Source organism: Shewanella sp. M16 (assembly GCF_018224605.1).
Classification (GTDB): domain Bacteria; phylum Pseudomonadota; class Gammaproteobacteria; order Enterobacterales; family Shewanellaceae; genus Shewanella; species Shewanella oncorhynchi.
This window is the reverse complement of the sequence record NZ_JAGTUL010000005.1, coordinates 16,483-34,230: the sequence shown is the minus strand read 5'-3', so window position 1 is coordinate 34,230 and position 17,748 is coordinate 16,483. Positions and strand designations below refer to the sequence as shown.

The 17,748-nt window shown below is 43.9% G+C and carries 17 protein-coding genes; 8 read left to right on the top strand and 9 right to left on the bottom strand.

Annotation, left to right across the window (positions count from 1 at the left end; all coding sequences use genetic code 11):
- Positions 1-35: 35 nt before the first annotated feature.
- On the bottom strand, positions 36-752 hold the full coding sequence (fadR, locus tag KFE26_RS04670; RefSeq protein ID WP_028760321.1) for a fatty acid metabolism transcriptional regulator FadR: 717 nt from the start codon (positions 750-752) through the stop codon (positions 36-38).
- A 301-nt stretch (positions 753-1,053) separates the two neighbouring features.
- On the opposite strand from fadR, the gene nhaB reads away from it, so the two are divergent.
- From nhaB to KFE26_RS04655, 3 genes are all read left to right on the top strand, one after another.
- Positions 1,054-2,655 carry a sodium/proton antiporter NhaB gene (gene nhaB / locus KFE26_RS04665; RefSeq protein ID WP_028760322.1) on the top strand — a complete coding sequence of 534 codons (1,602 nt, stop codon included), beginning with the start codon at positions 1,054-1,056 and terminating at the stop codon, positions 2,653-2,655.
- An 89-nt stretch (positions 2,656-2,744) separates the two neighbouring features.
- Positions 2,745-3,272, top strand: coding sequence for a disulfide bond formation protein DsbB (dsbB, locus tag KFE26_RS04660; RefSeq protein WP_028760323.1), 528 nt, complete (start codon positions 2,745-2,747; stop codon positions 3,270-3,272).
- A gap of 160 nt (positions 3,273-3,432) precedes the next feature.
- Positions 3,433-6,063, top strand: coding sequence for a PAS domain-containing protein (locus tag KFE26_RS04655; protein ID WP_212599792.1), 2,631 nt, complete (start codon positions 3,433-3,435; stop codon positions 6,061-6,063).
- Between the two features lie 11 nt (positions 6,064-6,074).
- Here the strand turns inward: KFE26_RS04655 and KFE26_RS04650 are convergent, their stop codons facing one another.
- From KFE26_RS04650 to KFE26_RS04615, 8 genes are all read right to left on the bottom strand, one after another.
- On the bottom strand, positions 6,075-6,437 hold the full coding sequence (locus tag KFE26_RS04650; RefSeq protein WP_028760325.1) for an STAS/SEC14 domain-containing protein: 363 nt from the start codon (positions 6,435-6,437) through the stop codon (positions 6,075-6,077).
- A 423-nt stretch (positions 6,438-6,860) separates the two neighbouring features.
- Positions 6,861-7,217, bottom strand: a complete 357-nt coding sequence (locus KFE26_RS04645) for a DUF3802 family protein (RefSeq protein WP_028760326.1) — start codon at positions 7,215-7,217, stop codon at positions 6,861-6,863.
- Between the two features lie 176 nt (positions 7,218-7,393).
- Complete coding sequence (locus KFE26_RS04640) at positions 7,394-7,969, bottom strand: YceI family protein (RefSeq protein WP_028760327.1); 576 nt, start codon at positions 7,967-7,969, stop codon at positions 7,394-7,396.
- A gap of 155 nt (positions 7,970-8,124) precedes the next feature.
- Positions 8,125-8,577 carry a YaiI/YqxD family protein gene (locus KFE26_RS04635; protein ID WP_212599791.1) on the bottom strand — a complete coding sequence of 151 codons (453 nt, stop codon included), beginning with the start codon at positions 8,575-8,577 and terminating at the stop codon, positions 8,125-8,127.
- Between the two features lie 68 nt (positions 8,578-8,645).
- Positions 8,646-9,284 carry a pyridoxamine 5'-phosphate oxidase gene (pdxH, locus tag KFE26_RS04630; protein WP_131523902.1) on the bottom strand — a complete coding sequence of 213 codons (639 nt, stop codon included), beginning with the start codon at positions 9,282-9,284 and terminating at the stop codon, positions 8,646-8,648.
- A 28-nt stretch (positions 9,285-9,312) separates the two neighbouring features.
- Positions 9,313-10,254: an adenosylmethionine decarboxylase gene (locus KFE26_RS04625; RefSeq protein ID WP_212599856.1), complete on the bottom strand. Its 942-nt coding sequence runs from the start codon at positions 10,252-10,254 to the stop codon at positions 9,313-9,315.
- Between the two features lie 159 nt (positions 10,255-10,413).
- A complete protein-coding gene (speA, locus tag KFE26_RS04620; protein WP_028760330.1) occupies positions 10,414-12,327 on the bottom strand; it encodes a biosynthetic arginine decarboxylase in 1,914 nt (637 codons plus the stop codon).
- A gap of 487 nt (positions 12,328-12,814) precedes the next feature.
- Positions 12,815-12,967, bottom strand: coding sequence for a hypothetical protein (locus KFE26_RS04615; RefSeq protein WP_011846564.1), 153 nt, complete (start codon positions 12,965-12,967; stop codon positions 12,815-12,817).
- A 597-nt stretch (positions 12,968-13,564) separates the two neighbouring features.
- Between KFE26_RS04615 and KFE26_RS04610 the strand changes: the two genes are divergently transcribed.
- From KFE26_RS04610 to KFE26_RS04590, 5 genes are all read left to right on the top strand, one after another.
- A complete protein-coding gene (locus tag KFE26_RS04610) occupies positions 13,565-14,407 on the top strand; it encodes a S1 RNA-binding domain-containing protein (protein WP_006086322.1) in 843 nt (280 codons plus the stop codon).
- 133 nt (positions 14,408-14,540) lie between these two features.
- Positions 14,541-15,212, top strand: coding sequence for a YceH family protein (locus KFE26_RS04605; protein ID WP_212599790.1), 672 nt, complete (start codon positions 14,541-14,543; stop codon positions 15,210-15,212).
- Positions 15,213-15,387: 175 nt separating this feature from the next.
- Complete coding sequence (locus KFE26_RS04600; protein ID WP_212599789.1) at positions 15,388-16,218, top strand: ABC transporter permease subunit; 831 nt, start codon at positions 15,388-15,390, stop codon at positions 16,216-16,218.
- The gene (locus KFE26_RS04595) at positions 16,215-17,126 is read left to right on the top strand and encodes an ABC transporter ATP-binding protein (RefSeq protein ID WP_212599788.1); all 912 of its coding nucleotides are present in this window, start codon (positions 16,215-16,217) and stop codon (positions 17,124-17,126) included. Before KFE26_RS04600 ends, KFE26_RS04595 begins: the two co-directional genes overlap by 4 nt.
- Before the next feature lie 322 nt (positions 17,127-17,448).
- Positions 17,449-17,748 (top strand): HU family DNA-binding protein, encoded by a 300-nt coding sequence (locus KFE26_RS04590; protein WP_258547583.1) that lies wholly within the window; start codon positions 17,449-17,451, stop codon positions 17,746-17,748.

Below are 17,748 nucleotides of genomic sequence, written 5' to 3'. Positions count from 1 at the left end.
TTAGCGCTATCTTAACGCGATATCACTCACAGAGTTTAATGATCTTGAGCAATAGAAGCCGGCATATCTTCGCGTAATTGTAACCACATCTTACCGCTATTCATGCCATAGGTACGCATTAGCGCAGAGACATCGAGGTAATTTTTCGCCTGAGCCAACAGTTCTAATTCTTTGTAAAAGTTCAATGCTAATAAACGCGCATCTGAGCTGGTAAAGTAATAACGACCAACTCGACTATACAAACCTTTAAATCCGTTTAATATCAAAACGTAAAGTGGATTTCCAGACGAAAACGCTAAGGTGTGATGCAGTAAGTAGTCAAATTCAGCATAGGATTCAGCCGTATCTTCAAGCTGGTGAATCTTTGCAAGTACCTCCACAGCGGTATCCGGGTTATAACGCAAAGCACCGCGAAAATAGATAGCACTGACGTTCGTTCTAGCTGACAAGAGTTGGTCAACCAATACCGGAAAACCCTCGGGATTCAAATCAGCAATAGTCTCAAGGATGTTTAAGCCTGAGGTTTCCCAAAAGTTGTTAACCCGTGTTGGTTTGCCATGCTGAATTTTCAGCCAACCGTCACGCGCCAAGCGCTGTAACACCTCACGCAGAGTGGTGCGAGTCACACCAATCAATTCTGAAAGCTCACGTTCAGCCGGTAAAATGGACCCTGGAGGAAATTTGTTTTCCCAAATTGATCTCACAATATACTTCTCTGCAAAACTTGCAGGTCCTTTGGCATTGATAATCATCAGCCCACTTATCCAGTTGTTGTGCGTCGTAATGGTCACTGATCATACCAGAGCGGTAAAAAATGGAAACCATTCACTTAAAATCACTGTGTTATCGCCGTGTAAATGTCACAGAATCGTTCAAAAAAACGACCAAGGTCAATACAGGATGGGCCAATTTTGCCGCTTAGCTCCGCTTTTTGAAATGTCGGTATCAGTAACTCATTACATTAGCTTTCTCTTTAGGCTAGACTCATTTAACTAACGCAGGTATTGATAATAATCACGTGCAATTTTTAACATAATTAGAAGAGAGGCTGCCATGCCGGCGACAATGAGTCAGGCGTTTATTGGGAACTTCTTAGGAAATTCTCCTAAGTGGTACAAAACCGCAATACTGTCATTTTTAATTATCAATCCAATACTCTTTTTCTATGTCGACCCCTTTGTGGCTGGTTGGGTATTGGTGCTTGAATTTATTTTTACCTTAGCAATGGCATTAAAATGCTATCCATTACAGCCTGGCGGATTATTGGCAATTGAAGCCGTCGCGATCGGAATGACATCGGCAAGCCAAGTCTTACATGAAATAGAAGCCAACCTCGAAGTATTATTACTCTTGGTATTTATGGTCGCTGGTATATATTTCATGAAGCAATTGCTGCTATTTGGCTTCACGAAAATCATTACTAAAGTGCGCTCTAAAATTTTAGTGTCATTAATGTTTTGTTTGGCTTCAGCCTTTTTATCAGCCTTCTTAGATGCGTTAACGGTTATTGCCGTCATTATCGCGGTCGCTGTGGGTTTCTATTCTATTTACCACAAGGTCGCTTCTGGAAAAGATTTCGGCGCCGATCACGATCATACCTCTGAAGGTAAAAATGATGATGGTGAAGATCAGTTAAACGAAGAAGAACTCAGTGCATTCCGTGGTTTCCTACGTAATCTGTTAATGCATGCGGGTGTGGGTACTGCGCTGGGCGGCGTGTGTACTATGGTGGGTGAACCACAAAACCTTATTATCGCCGCGCAAGCAAATTGGCAATTTGGTGAATTCGCCGTGCGTATGTCACCCGTTACTGTTCCTGTATTAATCTCGGGTATCTTAACTTGTTACTTAGTTGAAAAATTTGGCATTTTTGGTTATGGCGCTAAGTTGCCAACAGCTGTTCATCGGATCTTATGTGAATATGCCGCCCATGAAGATGCGCGCCGTACCAATAAAGACAACATGAAGTTAATCGTCCAAGCCTTAGTGGGTGTCTGGTTGATCGCAGGACTTGCATTACACTTGGCTTCTGTGGGCCTAATTGGTCTTTCTGTGATTATTTTAACCACAGCCTTTAACGGCGTTACCGATGAGCATGCCCTCGGTAAAGCTTTCGAAGAAGCACTGCCTTTTACCGCGTTATTAGCTGTCTTCTTTGCGGTTGTTGGCGTGATTATCGACCAGCACTTATTCGCACCAGTGATCCAATGGGCACTGAGTTATCAAGGCAATACTCAGTTGGTGATTTTCTATATCGCCAACGGATTGCTGTCTATGGTGAGTGATAACGTGTTCGTCGGCACTGTGTACATTAACGAAGTGAAAGCGGCATTGATTAACGGTCAAATCAGCCGTGATCAATTCGACTTGCTGGCCGTTGCGATTAATACTGGAACTAACTTACCTTCGGTTGCCACGCCCAATGGTCAAGCGGCGTTCTTGTTCCTACTAACCTCAGCCCTAGCACCACTTATCCGCTTATCCTATGGCAGAATGGTATGGATGGCATTGCCTTACACTATCGTGCTGTCTATCGTAGGTGTCATGGCGATTCAAACGGGTTTCTTAGAACAAGCCACCCAATATTTCTATGATTCCCAGATAATCATCCATCACAGCGCTAGTGAAGTTTTAGAGCCGATGACTGGACATTAATCTTCTTTATTGACTGAACTTTATTTAATAAGTAGAGTCCAAAAAACGCCCCATGTCTGAGGGCGTTTTTTGTTGATATGGAGCTCACTTTGACTGTAATGACTCGCTTTGCCCATTCCCGTTCATCTTGGTTTATTCTCGCAGGCACAGCCCTTGGGTTAGAAGCAGCCGCCCTGTATTTTCAATATGTTATGAAACTGGAACCCTGTGTCATGTGTATTTACCAAAGACTCGCTATTTTTGGTTTATTGGCAGCAGGCCTCATTGGCATGACAGCCCCAAAATATCGAATAGTCAGGATCTTAGCTGCCGTGCTCTGGGCCATCAGTGCAACTTGGGGATTAAAACTGGCCTTATCGCTCGTAGATATGCAAGCCAACCCATCCCCTTTTTCAACCTGTTCATTCTTACCTGAATTTCCAGCTTGGATGCCATTACACGAATGGTTCCCTGCCGTTATGATGCCTACTGGCATGTGTACTGATGTACCTTGGGTCTTTATGGGTGTAACGATGCCCGAATGGATGGTAGTGGCTTTCAGTGGCTTCTTAGTCGCTTGGTTACTCTTTATTGTGCCTGTCCTAAGTGGTTCAAATAAACCATCTCTTTATAAATAACAAGTTTGAGATAAGGCAGGCATAGAACCTGCCTTTTTATTGACGATTATATTCCACTTATCCCATTCAATCCTCGCAACTTAAACATATGCCAATAGCAAAACAGTGAGAAAGCGCTACACTGGCTCAATGAAAAGTGGTGATTTGGAAACTGGGGATTATGGGAAAAAGTTCGACATCTGAGCCACACACGCCATTAACCCAATGGCAAAACAGTTTGCCATTCAAATTTAGCCTTATTCAGCTCGTCATTGCCGCTATTTTGATTTGTAGTACAGCTTGGGTGATGCTAAGCATTCAACGCCAACAAGTTCTTGATCAGCAAGCCGTGTTAAACCAAAACTATGGCCAGTTGATTATCGCCAAACTGCAAGAAATGACTTCACAGGTTGAAACCGTAGTCGACTCTATTTCCAGTATTGCCAAACTTTACCGCTATGATCATGAGCAACTGGTGAAAACCATTCCCACGTTGCTGAAACTTGATAGTCAACAACGCATCATCTCTGGCGGTGGCGTCTGGCCGGAACCCGGCGCGTTTAATCAGCAAAAATTTCGAGATAGCCTGTTTTGGGCACACAATGTAAACGATGAATTAGTCGCCATTGATTCCTATAACAAAGACACATTCCCAAGCTACCACACCGAAGAATGGTATCGCCCGACGCGCTATTTTCCTGCTGGTAAAATTTTCTGGTCAAAATCTTATTTCGATCCGACAACCCATGAGTCAATGATCACAGCCTCAGGCGCTATGTGGATGGACCATCAGTTTATTGGTGCCGCCACTGTGGATATCAGTTTAGAAAAGCTCAATGTGCTATTACGCAATACTATGATTAATGTCAGAGGCTATGTCATAGCCTTAGATCATCAAAACCAAGTACTCGCCTATCCAGATGCCAATAACGATCTTAAGCATCAAACCAATACCAATCATTCTTTCGTCACCTTCAATCATCTCGCCAGCCAACAGCCAGATTTCAGCCCCGTCGAAGTCGCATTGCAGAGTGCAGATAAAGCCTTTATAGAAGCGGCGATTGCCGAGCGCGTTTTTACCCAAGAACAGATGCAGCATCTAACGAGACTAAGTCATCAAAATGAGCGTGACATGTTAGCGGCCATCGTAAATAACAATGCCTTAAATCATTTTACTGCCCCGAAATTACTGACGTCGGTAACTTTGACCCATGATCCAATCCTTAAAACGGCATCTCTCGTTTCGGTATTTCTCATGCCAAATACCTATTGGAAGGTACTTGTCGTCACCCCAATTTCACCGCTGCAGGATACCGCTAAACATTTAATCGAAAAGGTCGGCGTTTATTTAGTCTGTATTCAACTATTAGGCTTAATTCTATTATTCTTACTCCAGCACCGACTATTTATTACCCCCATTATTGAAATCGTCCAAGCCTTAAAACGTAATGATTCCGCCTCTATCGAACTCAAAGCCAATAACAGCCATGACGAAATTGGTTTATTGGCAAAAACATTCCTGTCGCGTACTCGACAACTTGAAGTGGCAATGGCGAGCTTAGATGCGAGTAACCTGGCACTAGAACAGCAATTGCAGAGCCAAAACCTGTTTCAACTGGAGTTAAAGCGCCATAAAGAACAATTGAGGGCTTTACTTAAATTTTCTCAAAATCTCATCTATATCAAAGATCTTCACGGTAAATATATTCTCGTCAATGACAAATATTGTGAAATCTTAGGTATAGAACGCAGACGCATTATTGGCACTTCTGATTTTGAGATATTTCCCAGCCAATTTGCCCACGAGTATCAACAAAATGATCGACGCGTTCTGCATAATCATGAAGCCATAAACTTCGAAGAAGCTATTCCATCGCCCCTAGGCAATCTTATTTATATCGTGACTAAATTTAAGATCAAAGATGATGACGATACCGTTATTGCAGTCGGTGCTATTGCCTTTGATATCACCTTACAAAAAATTAAAGAGCAAGAACAAGAAAAGTTACTTTTAGGGCAAGTCGAGGCGCTTAATCACCTACAAGAACAAGTTCGCCTCAGTAATCAACATAACCATGAACTCCATCTGCTCCAAGACAAATCAACCCAATTACTTGAGAAGCATCACCAACTCAATCTCAGTCGTGAACAAAGCCAACAGCTAATGCAAAATTTTCTAGCTGAAATGATGACGCAAATTATGCATGAGCAAGATCAGCTACTCGCCAAAGTGTGCCAACTTCAGCCAATAGATAATGCTAACGACCAAAATCAGATCACCGAAATCATGGTGACTCAGGCAAATAAACTGCGACATATTGCCCAGTTATTAACGAATCATCAAAATGACATTCGGCCACTGCATCTCGCACAATTTATGCGCCATCTCTTAGGGTTACTAAAGGTACAACTAGCTAAAACAAATGTGGAAATAGCGTTAAATTGCGAAGAAAATGTCATCATTGATGGCCCTTCTTGGCAATATTTGCAGCTGTTTTATCGTCTAATCACCAACACGTTGAATCATGCATTTAAAGCTCACAATGAACAGCGTGAAATAACCATTAATATCGACAAGTCGAGCGAAGAGTTACACATCAGTATTATCGATAATGGGATAGGTATGACAGAACCGCAACTCGCACAGTTACGACAAGAACTAACACAAGAACTCTGCATTGGAACGCTGACCTGTATAAATCTGTGGCTTAAAAATGATCTCAATGGCAGCCTTAGCATCAGTAGCCACTTGAACCAAGGCACACACATTCAATGTCGTTGGCCACTGAGTACAGGTTTAGAACCGCAATAAATGAAGGTGCGTTATTGATCTAACCATGCCTTGGCTTGGCTATGTTCATCGGCGGTAAATACCTTTACCGGACATGGCAGCATGCAGGCTAGCGCATTAACCATAGCATTTGTTTGAGTGGCATTGGCAATCATCACGACCCTTGAAAAATCACTTAAATGAAATAAACCTAATACCGCATCATCCCACAGGGCCCCAACGGATATACCTTCAAATTCAGGGGAAAACTCGTACCAAAGGCGAATACTGGCGTGGTCTTGCAGCTTGGCTTCTATGGCGGGAACCAAATAGCCTTCAACATCCCCATGGTTAACACGGCCAGATGCGACCACAGCCAATATATCATCAGCATGACCCGAAGAAATCGTTAGCATTGAACACTCCTTATCAATACATGAAGGGAAAAATAGTTAAAGCTCATACACTAAAGATACACAGACAATGACATAAATGCGGGAAAGATGGGCTTTTTATTTTAAGCTAACACCATTTAATACATACACATCAGCAATGCAAATAACACTAAAAGGAGCTAATCCACAGCGATGACTCGCATAACACAGCAACAAAACTTAGTCGCAGAACTCGATGAAAAATGGTGGCCATACGAAATAACATGAGGTGAAGCAAAGAGCAGATATTTACCTCACACTCAAAGCTGCTGCAGCTCGAGCTTAACAATAAGAGTGAGGAAACACATGGTACTCAAACGATGATGATTTACGCTGCTAAAAATTAGTATTAGTCCTGACTTACCTGAAATCACGCATTAATAGATAATCTAATTGCTATTCTGACTAAGCACTCACTTGAAGTTTAGCGATTTCTTGATCGAACAAATTCTTAATCAAACTAGAAAACTCAGTAATAAATAAAGTCTGTGCGGGAGTCGCTTTATGGTTGGCAACTGAAGCTAAAATCTCTTCTAAATCATACACAATTGCATCCACTTCACGGATAATCACATTACGTTGCGTAAAAGACAACGATGGATTTTGGCCACACACCATAATGATCTGTGCCGACAATTGCTCTTCAAATAATTCCATCACAGTATCGTCTGAAACTACCTCTGAACCTGGTGTTTCAAATAAGCCAAGATGTTCAGTTAAATACTGGACCAAATGCATGTAACCATCTTTATCTGTGACCATTTTTTACCCTTTAAACTCATTAACTTAATATCTATTGTGATGCTATTAATAGCACATCAGAAAATATCAAAGAAGCCAAAAGCTCGGCTTCTTATCAAGATCTAGCATACGCCACTTATTTAACTCTAGCCTATCTTCGATAACAGACGTATTGATCTATACCAATCTTATTGAAGTTACTGAGTTAAGGTTAGTACAAATGACACAGGAACAGCTTGACTAATGCTCGATAAACCCGCAATTTCACGTAATTTATCAATCCCAGCCACAAGATCAAACTCATTGGCATTAACAATTACCGGTTGAAAACTGTTCACTAAAAGTTTGTTATCAGAAACTTTAGTGATAATCACCGAAAAAGCCTTAGTTTGCGATTTGCCGTGTAACGCAATTTTTCCATCAATATCAAAAACTTTACTCTCACCGACGCCAAGATTTTTTAGTATCTTAGGGTCTACTTGTGATGACAGTTTAAGCTCTGGATACAAAGACACTTCAAACAACAAATTTTGCATCCGCTCATCGCGGACATCAATACCCGTTGCCACACCGATTAGTGGAATTGTTAATTCAAATTGACCGTTATCTTTTAGCGTACCTTTGAGTTGTTTAAAGTGATGGACTTCACCTATATCACCTTTCTTTACCGAAATAAAACTGACTCGCGAATCTTGTTCCATCACTTGCCATTGCGCGGCACAGCTAAAACTGGCCATAGCAGATAAGGCGACAATTCCCATCCATTTTTTCATCGTATCCGTCCTTAAAGAGTGAGTTTAAAAGCCATGCCGTAAAGAAAATCGACATCCGCAACAGGCTAAAATCCTGCCCAGTTAAACGTGATCAACATCACCTAACTTAAGCTAAAGATACTCTGTTTATCCATTAGCGACCAGTAAACTATGATTCATACGCGCACTAACCATTTATCTAAGCTATTGGCAAAAGCCTGTTTATCAGCTTGAGAAAACGAATCAGGCCCGCCGGTGTGCACGCCAGAACCGCGCAAATCCTCCATAAAATCGCGCATCGTCAGCTTTTGTTTTATGTTATCGACGGTATAAAGCTCGCCACGGGGATTGAGCGCCAAGGCGCCCTTTTCAATGATTAAAGCCGCTAAGGGGATATCCGCAGTGATCACTAAATGCGTCGATTCAACATGATCGACAATATATTGATCTGCCACATCAAATCCCGCACCGACTCGAATTTGGCTGATATAGGGAGATGGCGGTACGCGGATCATTTGATTAGCCACCAGCACCAGCGGCAGGGCTTTGCGCTCCGCCGCCCGGAACAGGATTTCTTTGATAGGATTAGGGCATGCATCCGCATCAACCCAAATTTTATAATCACTCAATGTCTTTTAACTCTGTTGTTAGGTTCACGAGCTCAGTTTTATGCCGAGCTATCGAACTATGCACCGTACTAAGGCGCTAAACGATCGATTTCCCACTCTGCATCATGGCGAGAATAAATAAAACGATCATGTAGCCTGTGTTCGCCACCCTGCCAAAATTCAATACTCGAAGGTCTCACTAAGTAACCGCCCCAAAAACTGGGTAAAGGCACATCGCCCTTGGCGAACTTAGCTTTCATTTCGAAGAATTTGCCTTCAAGTACTTGTCTAGCGCTGAGTTTACTCGACTGCTGCGATACCCAAGCCGCAATTTGGCTGTCCTTAGGACGGGTCATAAAGTATTTAAGCACTTCAGCGGTGGACAGTGCCTGCGCTTCACCAAGCACAGATACTTGACGCTCTAGAGGATGCCAAGGGAAATGCAAACTGACTTTATTATTAGCAGCAATTTGCTGTGCTTTGCGGCTGCCAAGGTTAGTAAAAAATACGAAACCTGTGTCATCAAAACGCTTAAGTAATACTATTCGTTGAAAAGGTTGGCCGTGCTCATCCACAGTCGCCACACACATGGCGGTGGGATCGCTAAGCTCTGCATCCCTCGCCTGCGTCATCCACAATTCAAACAAGTCCATCGGGTTTTGCGGTAAGTCGGCACGTCTTAAGCCGCCTTTGGCATACTCGCGGCGGATATCACTGAGATCTGTCATAGGGTTTCCTTAAGCAAACGCCAAAAATTCACATGAGTTCAGGGATCAGCACTTCAGCCTGAAGCTGCTGATAGTGGCTAAAACCAATGTTATAACCTTGCTCGGTCGTTAATGAACACCGCCCTAAGCATAAATGGGCAGGAAATCCCTGCGTTGAGTCGTCGGTATTAAAGCGGATTGTGTCCCAACTGACAGGAGCAAACAAGGTTAATAGACGCGCTAATAGATCTTGCGGATACTGCGCTAAATCCAGATTCGTTTCAAAGCTCACATAGGAGCTAGCGCACGCATTCTCGCTTTGAGGCGTAATATGCAAAGTAACATAATATTTGCCCCAAATACCGTTCATCGAAAAGCCTGACGGATCAAATAAATGGGCGTCAATCTCAAATTCAGGGAGTAAATCGTTAAGCTCGAGTGCGGCGCAAATCTCATCTTTACTCTGCGAGCCGCCATTAAGATAGTCGGCAAATTCGCCACGAATGTGGTACATTAACAGCTCACTGGTTTGATCATCATTTGGTGCTCGATAATCACTGTCAGAGCAGAAAAAATAGTGATGATGGCTGTCGAGATGGCCTACTCGAAAGGCTTTACCGGCGATACGTTGGCGCAGTTTGCCAATATCTTCGGCAAAACTCGTGGTTTGCAGATGAGCTTGGTATTCGTTTTTACGCTGATAACTCACCAATGCCATGGCAGGCACGCCAAGCGCGCCGATAAAGTAACAGGCGGCGTCCACTAAGGTACTGTTACCACAGGTGAGCATGACAAATCTATCGTGCCATACAAACAAGCTGGATTCACTCAACAGATAAGCATCACAGTCCGCATTACTTAACTGCGACAGTATCTCGGCGTGGGCACAGTTGACTAAGGCAGACCAAAAACTCACATCGAGTTCTCGTAAATTCGGCGCAGACGCCGTCACGATAATCTCGAGTTTTTTTTCTGAACCTTCAAAAAACATCAACCCTTTGACCTCATGATCGTCACTCATCCTTTACTTGATCCTAGAACAACGCGATTTTACACGACTAAAATGGCAATAAAAGTAAAACATCTGCCCTTATAAAAACAAAAATCAGCCGAGGTTACCCGAGGCTGATTTATTTTAACACGCTATAAATTAAGAAAAATCTTCTAAATAGGTATAGCCTTTCAGCCCTAGTTGCAATTCTTCTAAAATTTGTGCGCGTTCACCTTCGGCGATATGCAGATTCACTAACTCTTCATAAGTGCGCATAAAGGCCACCGCATCTAAGTTAACGTAACGCAATACGTCAGCAACCGTGTCACCCGCCAATACAGATTCAATGTTAGTCACACCGTTATCTTCGATGCGAACCACTGCTGAGTTTGTATCACCAAACAGGTTATGCATATCACCCAAGATTTCTTGGTATGCACCCACAAGGAAGAAACCAATCAGGTACGGGCTATCCGCACTCCATGCTGGCACTGGCAGCGTGGTTTCAATCCCTTGACCATCAACGTATTGATCGACAATACCGTCAGAGTCACAGGTGATATCGAGCATGACAGCACGGCGCTCAGGGGCTTTATCTAAGCCCGATAACGGCAATACTGGAAACACTTGGTCAATACCCCAAGCATCCGGTAATGACTGGAATAATGAGAAGTTAACAAAGAACTTATCGGCTAACTTTTCATTGAGTTCATCAATGATAGGTCTGTGATAACGGTTTTTCGCACTCAATAGCCCTTGCACTTCATGACACACGCGCAGGTTAGCTTGCTCAGCCCACGCACGCTCCGCTAAGGTCAATTGACCTAAAGCAAATAGCGAATGCGCTTCTTGTAAGTCACTTTGGCTATCGTGGTAAATCTCAATCAAAGCACGTTGATCGGCGCGGCCGCTGATCTCAGACCATGAATGCCACATGTTATGCAATAACTGTGGTGAATCTTCCGCTGGCGGTTGAATATCTTCAGGCTGATAAGCTTCAGTACCGATAACATCGGTGATAAGCACAGCATGGTGCGCCGTTAAGTAACGACCCGATTCTGAAATAATACGTGGCATAGGTTGCTCGTATTCATTACAGATGTCAGTCAATACGTTAACTATGTTGTTAGCGTATTCAGTCAGGCCATAGTTCATCGAGTTATTACTTTGGCTACGAGTGCCATCGTAATCCACCGCTAAACCACCACCGACGTCGAAGCAGTTAACGCTTGCGCCTAATTCACGTAATTCACAGTAGAAACGACCCGCTTCACTCACACCTTGGCGAATATCACGGATATTAGCGATTTGCGAACCTAAGTGGAAATGCAGCAATTGCAGCGAATCCAGCATATCGTGTTGCTTAAGTTGCTCTACAACCAGCAAAATTTGCGCAGCAGATAAACCGAACTTAGATTTCTCACCTCCGCTCGCCTGCCACTTGCCTTTGCCTTGGAACGCTAAACGTGCACGTAGACCTAAACGCGGTGTCACACCCAGACGTTTAGATTCAGCTAACACCATTTTCAGTTCAGACAGTTTTTCTAAAACGATGTAAACCTTGTGGCCTAACTTTTCACCAATCAGTGCTAAACGGATATATTCATTATCTTTATAACCATTACATACAATGACTGAACTGGCTTTTTGCGCCATGGCTAACACAGCCATCAGCTCAGGCTTACTGCCCGCTTCTAAACCCAGTTGTGGTACTTCTTTTGATGCCTGACTCGCCAGGATCTCTTCCACCACAGTTTGCTGTTGGTTTACTTTAATCGGGTAAACCAGCAAATAATCCGCCTGATACTCGTACTTCTGTATCGCTTGGTCGAATGCTTGGCACAAACTGTTCACTCTGTGGTGCAGGATCTGCGGAAAACGAACTAGTACAGGTAAAGCGACTCCCGCCTTAACCATGTCTTTGGCTAGCTCATTTAAGCCAATCTTGTAATCAGGATTTTTGGGGTCCGGTGACACTGTCACCTCACCTTGATCGCTAATCCCATAAAAACCTTGGCTCCAGTGAGTAACATTGTACCCAGCACGAGCATCATCAATAGACCAATCATTCATTATTATTTAGCCCGTCTATTAAAAAATGGGTTAAACGGTTATGGCTTAATAGCACAACCGCCCGTTCGACAAACCCAGGCAAAGGGACACCTTACCTGACATACACGAAGGTAAATTTTACCTTCTCCTTAATGCCGCAACGTCACGCTAGTGTAAGTGACATTGCTGCGATTTTCATTAATAGCACAAGAGACAACTCATCTTAGCGCAATACATCGTATCATATTGAAGGGAAAGCTTATTCCCTTACCTCAGTAAAGCTATCTTTACTTGCCTCGCTTGCATTTATCCTCAGGCTATAGGGCGCAAATACCGCCAAAAAGCCAAATAAGATCCGGAGTCGCATCCTTAAAACATCAAGCTAATAAGTAGCTTAAAGACGTTCGAAAGAGGTTAAGACCTTCAGAAACCGATAACACAAGTAGAAAACGAAAACCGATAACACTGAACTAGCGAAAACGCCAAACCAGCTTATCGCTAGGCAAGATTATTTTAACAGGGGACTATTGGCTTCTTCGCGGCCAGAATTGATGCGGATCAACGTGAGATGCTTAAGGCCAGTATCATCGTATGGTACGACAATCGAGCGTTGGCATTGTGACACTTTTAGGCAAAGTGCAAAAAATGGATGCTTGTGCATTAGCTAATAAAAACCCTCTTAACCCCATGTAAATCGATATGTTGTCAATTACACGGTTAATGACTGGTGAACCATAAAACCTTTATTACTCACGTAATATTTGTAATGTCTGCAACGAGCGGAATCGTTGAACGGCGCAATTAAACCGCGCAATGTCACAGAATGCAAGCAAGAATCTCATTTAATCTTTTGCATTAAAATATAATAAACACTTGCTTAACAACCACCCGCCACCAATTGGTTTTAAATATAGTAATATTAGTTAGTTAACCCATAAACGTCGTACAAGTCTGTTCAATATTTTTTATATCACCTTTGTCACTTTTATTGACATTTACCCCTGTAAATATCCCTGATTTTTGTGTGTCACTCAAGTGATGCACATTTGCCAACATTAAGCGAAGCCAAACAACCAATATCACAGCGCCAAACCCGCCACAAATCAGTGGTTCCTCTGAGACACTATGCGTGGTCAAGCCTGCGCAGAGTGACGACTCACACACGCTAAGATAAAGCTCAAAGACAATAATGCTGCAGTTTCAGCACCGAAGTGTATAATCGCAACCGAATCACATTCCATTATGCACAGAGAGATCCATGGTACAGATAGGTAAAACCTGCAAACTTGAGGTTGTAAAACAAGTCAGCTTTGGCGTGTATTTAAACGCCCACGAATTAGGGCAAGTACTTCTACCAAACAAAGTCACCCCAAAAGACTGCCAAGTCGGTGATCTGCTTGACGTGTTTCTGTATCTAGATTCTGAAGATATCGTGATTGCTACCACGCGCCGTCCATTGGCACAGGTAGGCGAATTCGCCTACTTAAAAGCCGTCGCAACCGGCCCTTATGGCGCTTTTTTAGACTGGGGCTTAGATAAAGATTTATTACTGCCCTTCGGTGAGCAACATAAGCCTATCGAAGAAGGCCGCTCATATCTGGTCTATGTACACGCCAACCGCGCCGATGAACGCATCATGGCCTCATCAAAAATCGATAAGTTCCTCGATAAGACAGAGCCTGAGTACACAGTTGGTGAGCAGGTCGATTTATATATCGGCGGCACCACAGATTTAGGCTACAAAGCCATTATTAATCATGCCCATTGGGGCGTGATTTATGAAAATGAAGTGTTCCAAAAACTGCGTTTCGGCCAAAGACTCAAAGGTTTCATCAAACAAGTGCGCCGCGACGGCAAAATTGATCTTGTGCTGCAACAAGGCAGTAAACAAGAGTTAGATAAGCACGCCCACATCATTCTGATTAAACTCAAACAGGCTGGCGGCTTCTTAGCCCTGACCGATAAAACCGATGCTGAAATCATTTACGATCAGCTTGGTATGAGTAAAAAAGCCTTCAAAAAAGCCATTGGTGGCTTGTTTAAGAATGGTCAACTGAGCATAGATAATGATGGTTTGCGTTTAACTGAAACCGCAGAATAATCAACTCTATTCAGGACTTAGCCTTAAAATTGTACAGTTTACCGCCACTAAGGCAGAGTTTGACTGACAACTCCTAGGATATTAAGCATGGCTCTGTTATAAACAAAGCCATGCTTTTTTCTTTGGAGCTTATATGGAACTCACGTTACACGAAGCCAGAGTCATCGGATGTCTGCTTGAGAAAGAAATCACCACCCCTGAGCAATATCCACTCTCGCTAAACTCTTTGACCTTAGCCTGCAATCAAAAAACCAGCCGCGAGCCCGTACTCGAACTCAGTGAAACCCAAGTGCAAATCGCCGTCGATTCCCTAAATCGGAAACGTTTGATCAGCGAACAGTCGGGATTTGGCAGCCGCGTCGTTAAATACAAGCACAGATTCTGCAATACCGAATTCAGCGAACTTCAACTGTCCCCCGCCGCACTCGCCATCGTCTGTTTGTTGCTATTACGTGGCCCACAAACACCGGGAGAGCTACGGACCCGCAGCAATCGCCTACACGAATTTAAAGACGTGATCGACGTGGAAGATTGCATCCGCCAATTAATGAGCCGTGAAAAGCCTTTCTTAAAACAATTGCCCAGAGAAGCCGGCCGCCGCGAATCCCGTTATGTGGAATTATTCTCTGCGGCATCATCGCACGAAAGTGCTAGTCAATCCCGAAGTACAAGTCATACCTTAGCCCATGTCGCTGTGTCTGTAGACGCAGAACCGCTTGAATTAGTGAACAGAGTGACAGAGCTTGAACAACAAGTCGCCGAACTGACACAAAAGCTCGATGAATTAATCGCCTCATTGAGCTAATTAGCGATAGATAATGACTGATAAATACCGATGGATAATAAGTGCTATGTGAGCAACATGGCACTTATGGACCAATCCACAGTCTACCCAAGGGTGAGAAACTGAACCGCACCAACATAGTCGCGCCAAGCACCATAGCCCCTGAACCTAGCGCAAAAAAGAATAGAGACAGCACATGACCAATAATCCACCCAGCAGTTTCAACAACATGTTTATTATCGCCATGTTTGAACTGCGCAAATTTTTATTTAATACCCGCGGGATCATCGCCTTGGTCGCCTTTGGTTTAGTTTGGGGCGTACTCCTGCTTTATCCCATTCAAAGCGCATCGGCGATGTTATTACAGCCAAATGTGAAAGATGTCATCGACAGCTTATTTGGGGCCAATACCCTCAATGTGCTCTTTGAGTGGCCCGTGGCAGAAATGGCGGTGTTTTGGTGCTTTGCGCTGTATTTGTTCCCAATGTTCAGTATTTTGATCGCCGCCGATCAGTTCTCCTCCGATAAAACCCGTGGCACGCTGCGTTTTTTAACCATACGCACTAGCCGTGACAGCTTATTGTTCGGGCGTTTTCTCGGCCAAATCCTGATCCAAGGCTTGCTGATCCTATTGACGATTATCGCCACTATCGCCCTCGCGCTCAGCCGCGACAGCCAACTGTTTTTATCTGCGTTAACATCTGGCGCCTTGGTGGGTCTTAACCTCATCATAGTGATCTTGCCCTACACGGCTGTGATGACTTTATTGTCCCTGTATGCGCGCACGGCACGCCAAGCTATGGTGTTTGCCACCATTTTATGGACAGTGATTTCCATCACTATCGTGGTGTTAGCGAATCAATCTAGCCTACTCGCACAACTCCAGTGGGTATTACCCGGTGCTCAACTGTCGGACATGCTCAATACCAATGGACTCAATAGCTTAGTCTATGCCCCAATTCCACTGTTACAAACCGCTGTGGCCCTCTTGCTCGGCAGAATTTATATGCAAAGGAGCTCGCTATGAGTCTGATCCAATGCCAAGGGCTGTCAAAGCTTTATGGCAGCAAAAAGGCACTGAATAATGTGAGCTTCAGTCTTGAAGCAGGTGCCCCCATTGCCCTTGTCGGTCCCAATGGCGCGGGTAAAACCACGCTTTTTAGCCTGTTATGCGGCTATTTATCACCCAGCTCTGGAACCATAACCCTACTCGGTGAAGCCCCCAATAGCCCTAAACTCTTAGGCAAGATTGCCGCTTTACCCCAGGATGCAGTACTCGATCCCAACTTGACGATTGTCAGCCAGTTAATATTTTTCGCTCGCCTGCAGGGCATGAACATGGAGCAAGCAAAGCAAGAGGCACTGCGTGTGTTAGCCTTGGTCGATCTAATTGATGTTGCCGAGCAAAAACCGCCTAGCCTTAGCCACGGTATGAGTAAACGTGTATCGATTGCGCAGGCGCTGATTGGCTCGCCAGAATTAGTATTATTAGATGAACCGACGGCGGGACTCGACCCTGCCAATGCGAAAAAAGTCCGTGAACTGGTCAAAGCCTTATCACCCACCACAACTTTTATGATCAGCTCGCATAATCTCGATGAGCTCGAAAAGCTGTGCGATCAAGTGTTGTATTTAGATAAAGGCCAACTGAGCCAAGCTGTGTCAATGCATGCGTCGACCGACAGCGATTACCTGACGTTAACCATGCAAAATTGTGAGAGCGATGCACTGCAAGCGGAAGTGGCAAAACTGGCGGGAGTGGTGAACATTAGCTCAAAACAAAGCAATGTGTTTATTATCCAGCTAGACACAAATACAGAAAAAGCGTACAACAGTGATATTGAGATTCGCCTATTCGCCCTCTTCAATCAGCATCAATGGCAATACAAGATGCTGCTGAAAGGTCGCACTCTGGAAGAAACACTCTTTTCATAGGCAAGCATTAAAAGGGATTTCTCATCACCCAACGGTTGAATAGTGTTCAATCCATAGCCTAAGCGCAATACGCCTTGCGCTTAAGCCTTTTAACTAAGGTTTTTAACTAAACCTTTCAATAAGCCTTTAAATTAAGTCAGTCACTTCGCCCAGTAAAATCAGCCCACCACTCAATCCGACAAACTTGTACTTACTTTAGCAACACAAAATAACCAAAAGCCTCACAAGCCTGTCAATAAAACACCAATCAACCGCGCTGAGCTTGCTATGGCTTTCAATCTTAAGACGAGCTTGTTATAACTCCCCTTCGATTGAACCTAAGCTGACTTCAGAGGTTTCTATGAACAAAGCACAACTTATCCAACGTATTGCCGCCGAGCTCAATGCATCGCAAGCGAGTACTAAACCTGTGGTTGAGCAGATACTGCAACAGATCCACGCCGCCTTGAGCGAAGGCGAGAAAATTTTCCTGCCACAATTTGGCACCTTTGAACTCAGATACCATGTCGCTAAAACAGGGCGTAATCCACAAACGGGCGAAGCCATAGAAATCGACGGTTACAATCAGCCCAGCTTTAAAGCCTCAACCGCATTGAAGCAGCAAATCAATAGCGGCGCTTAG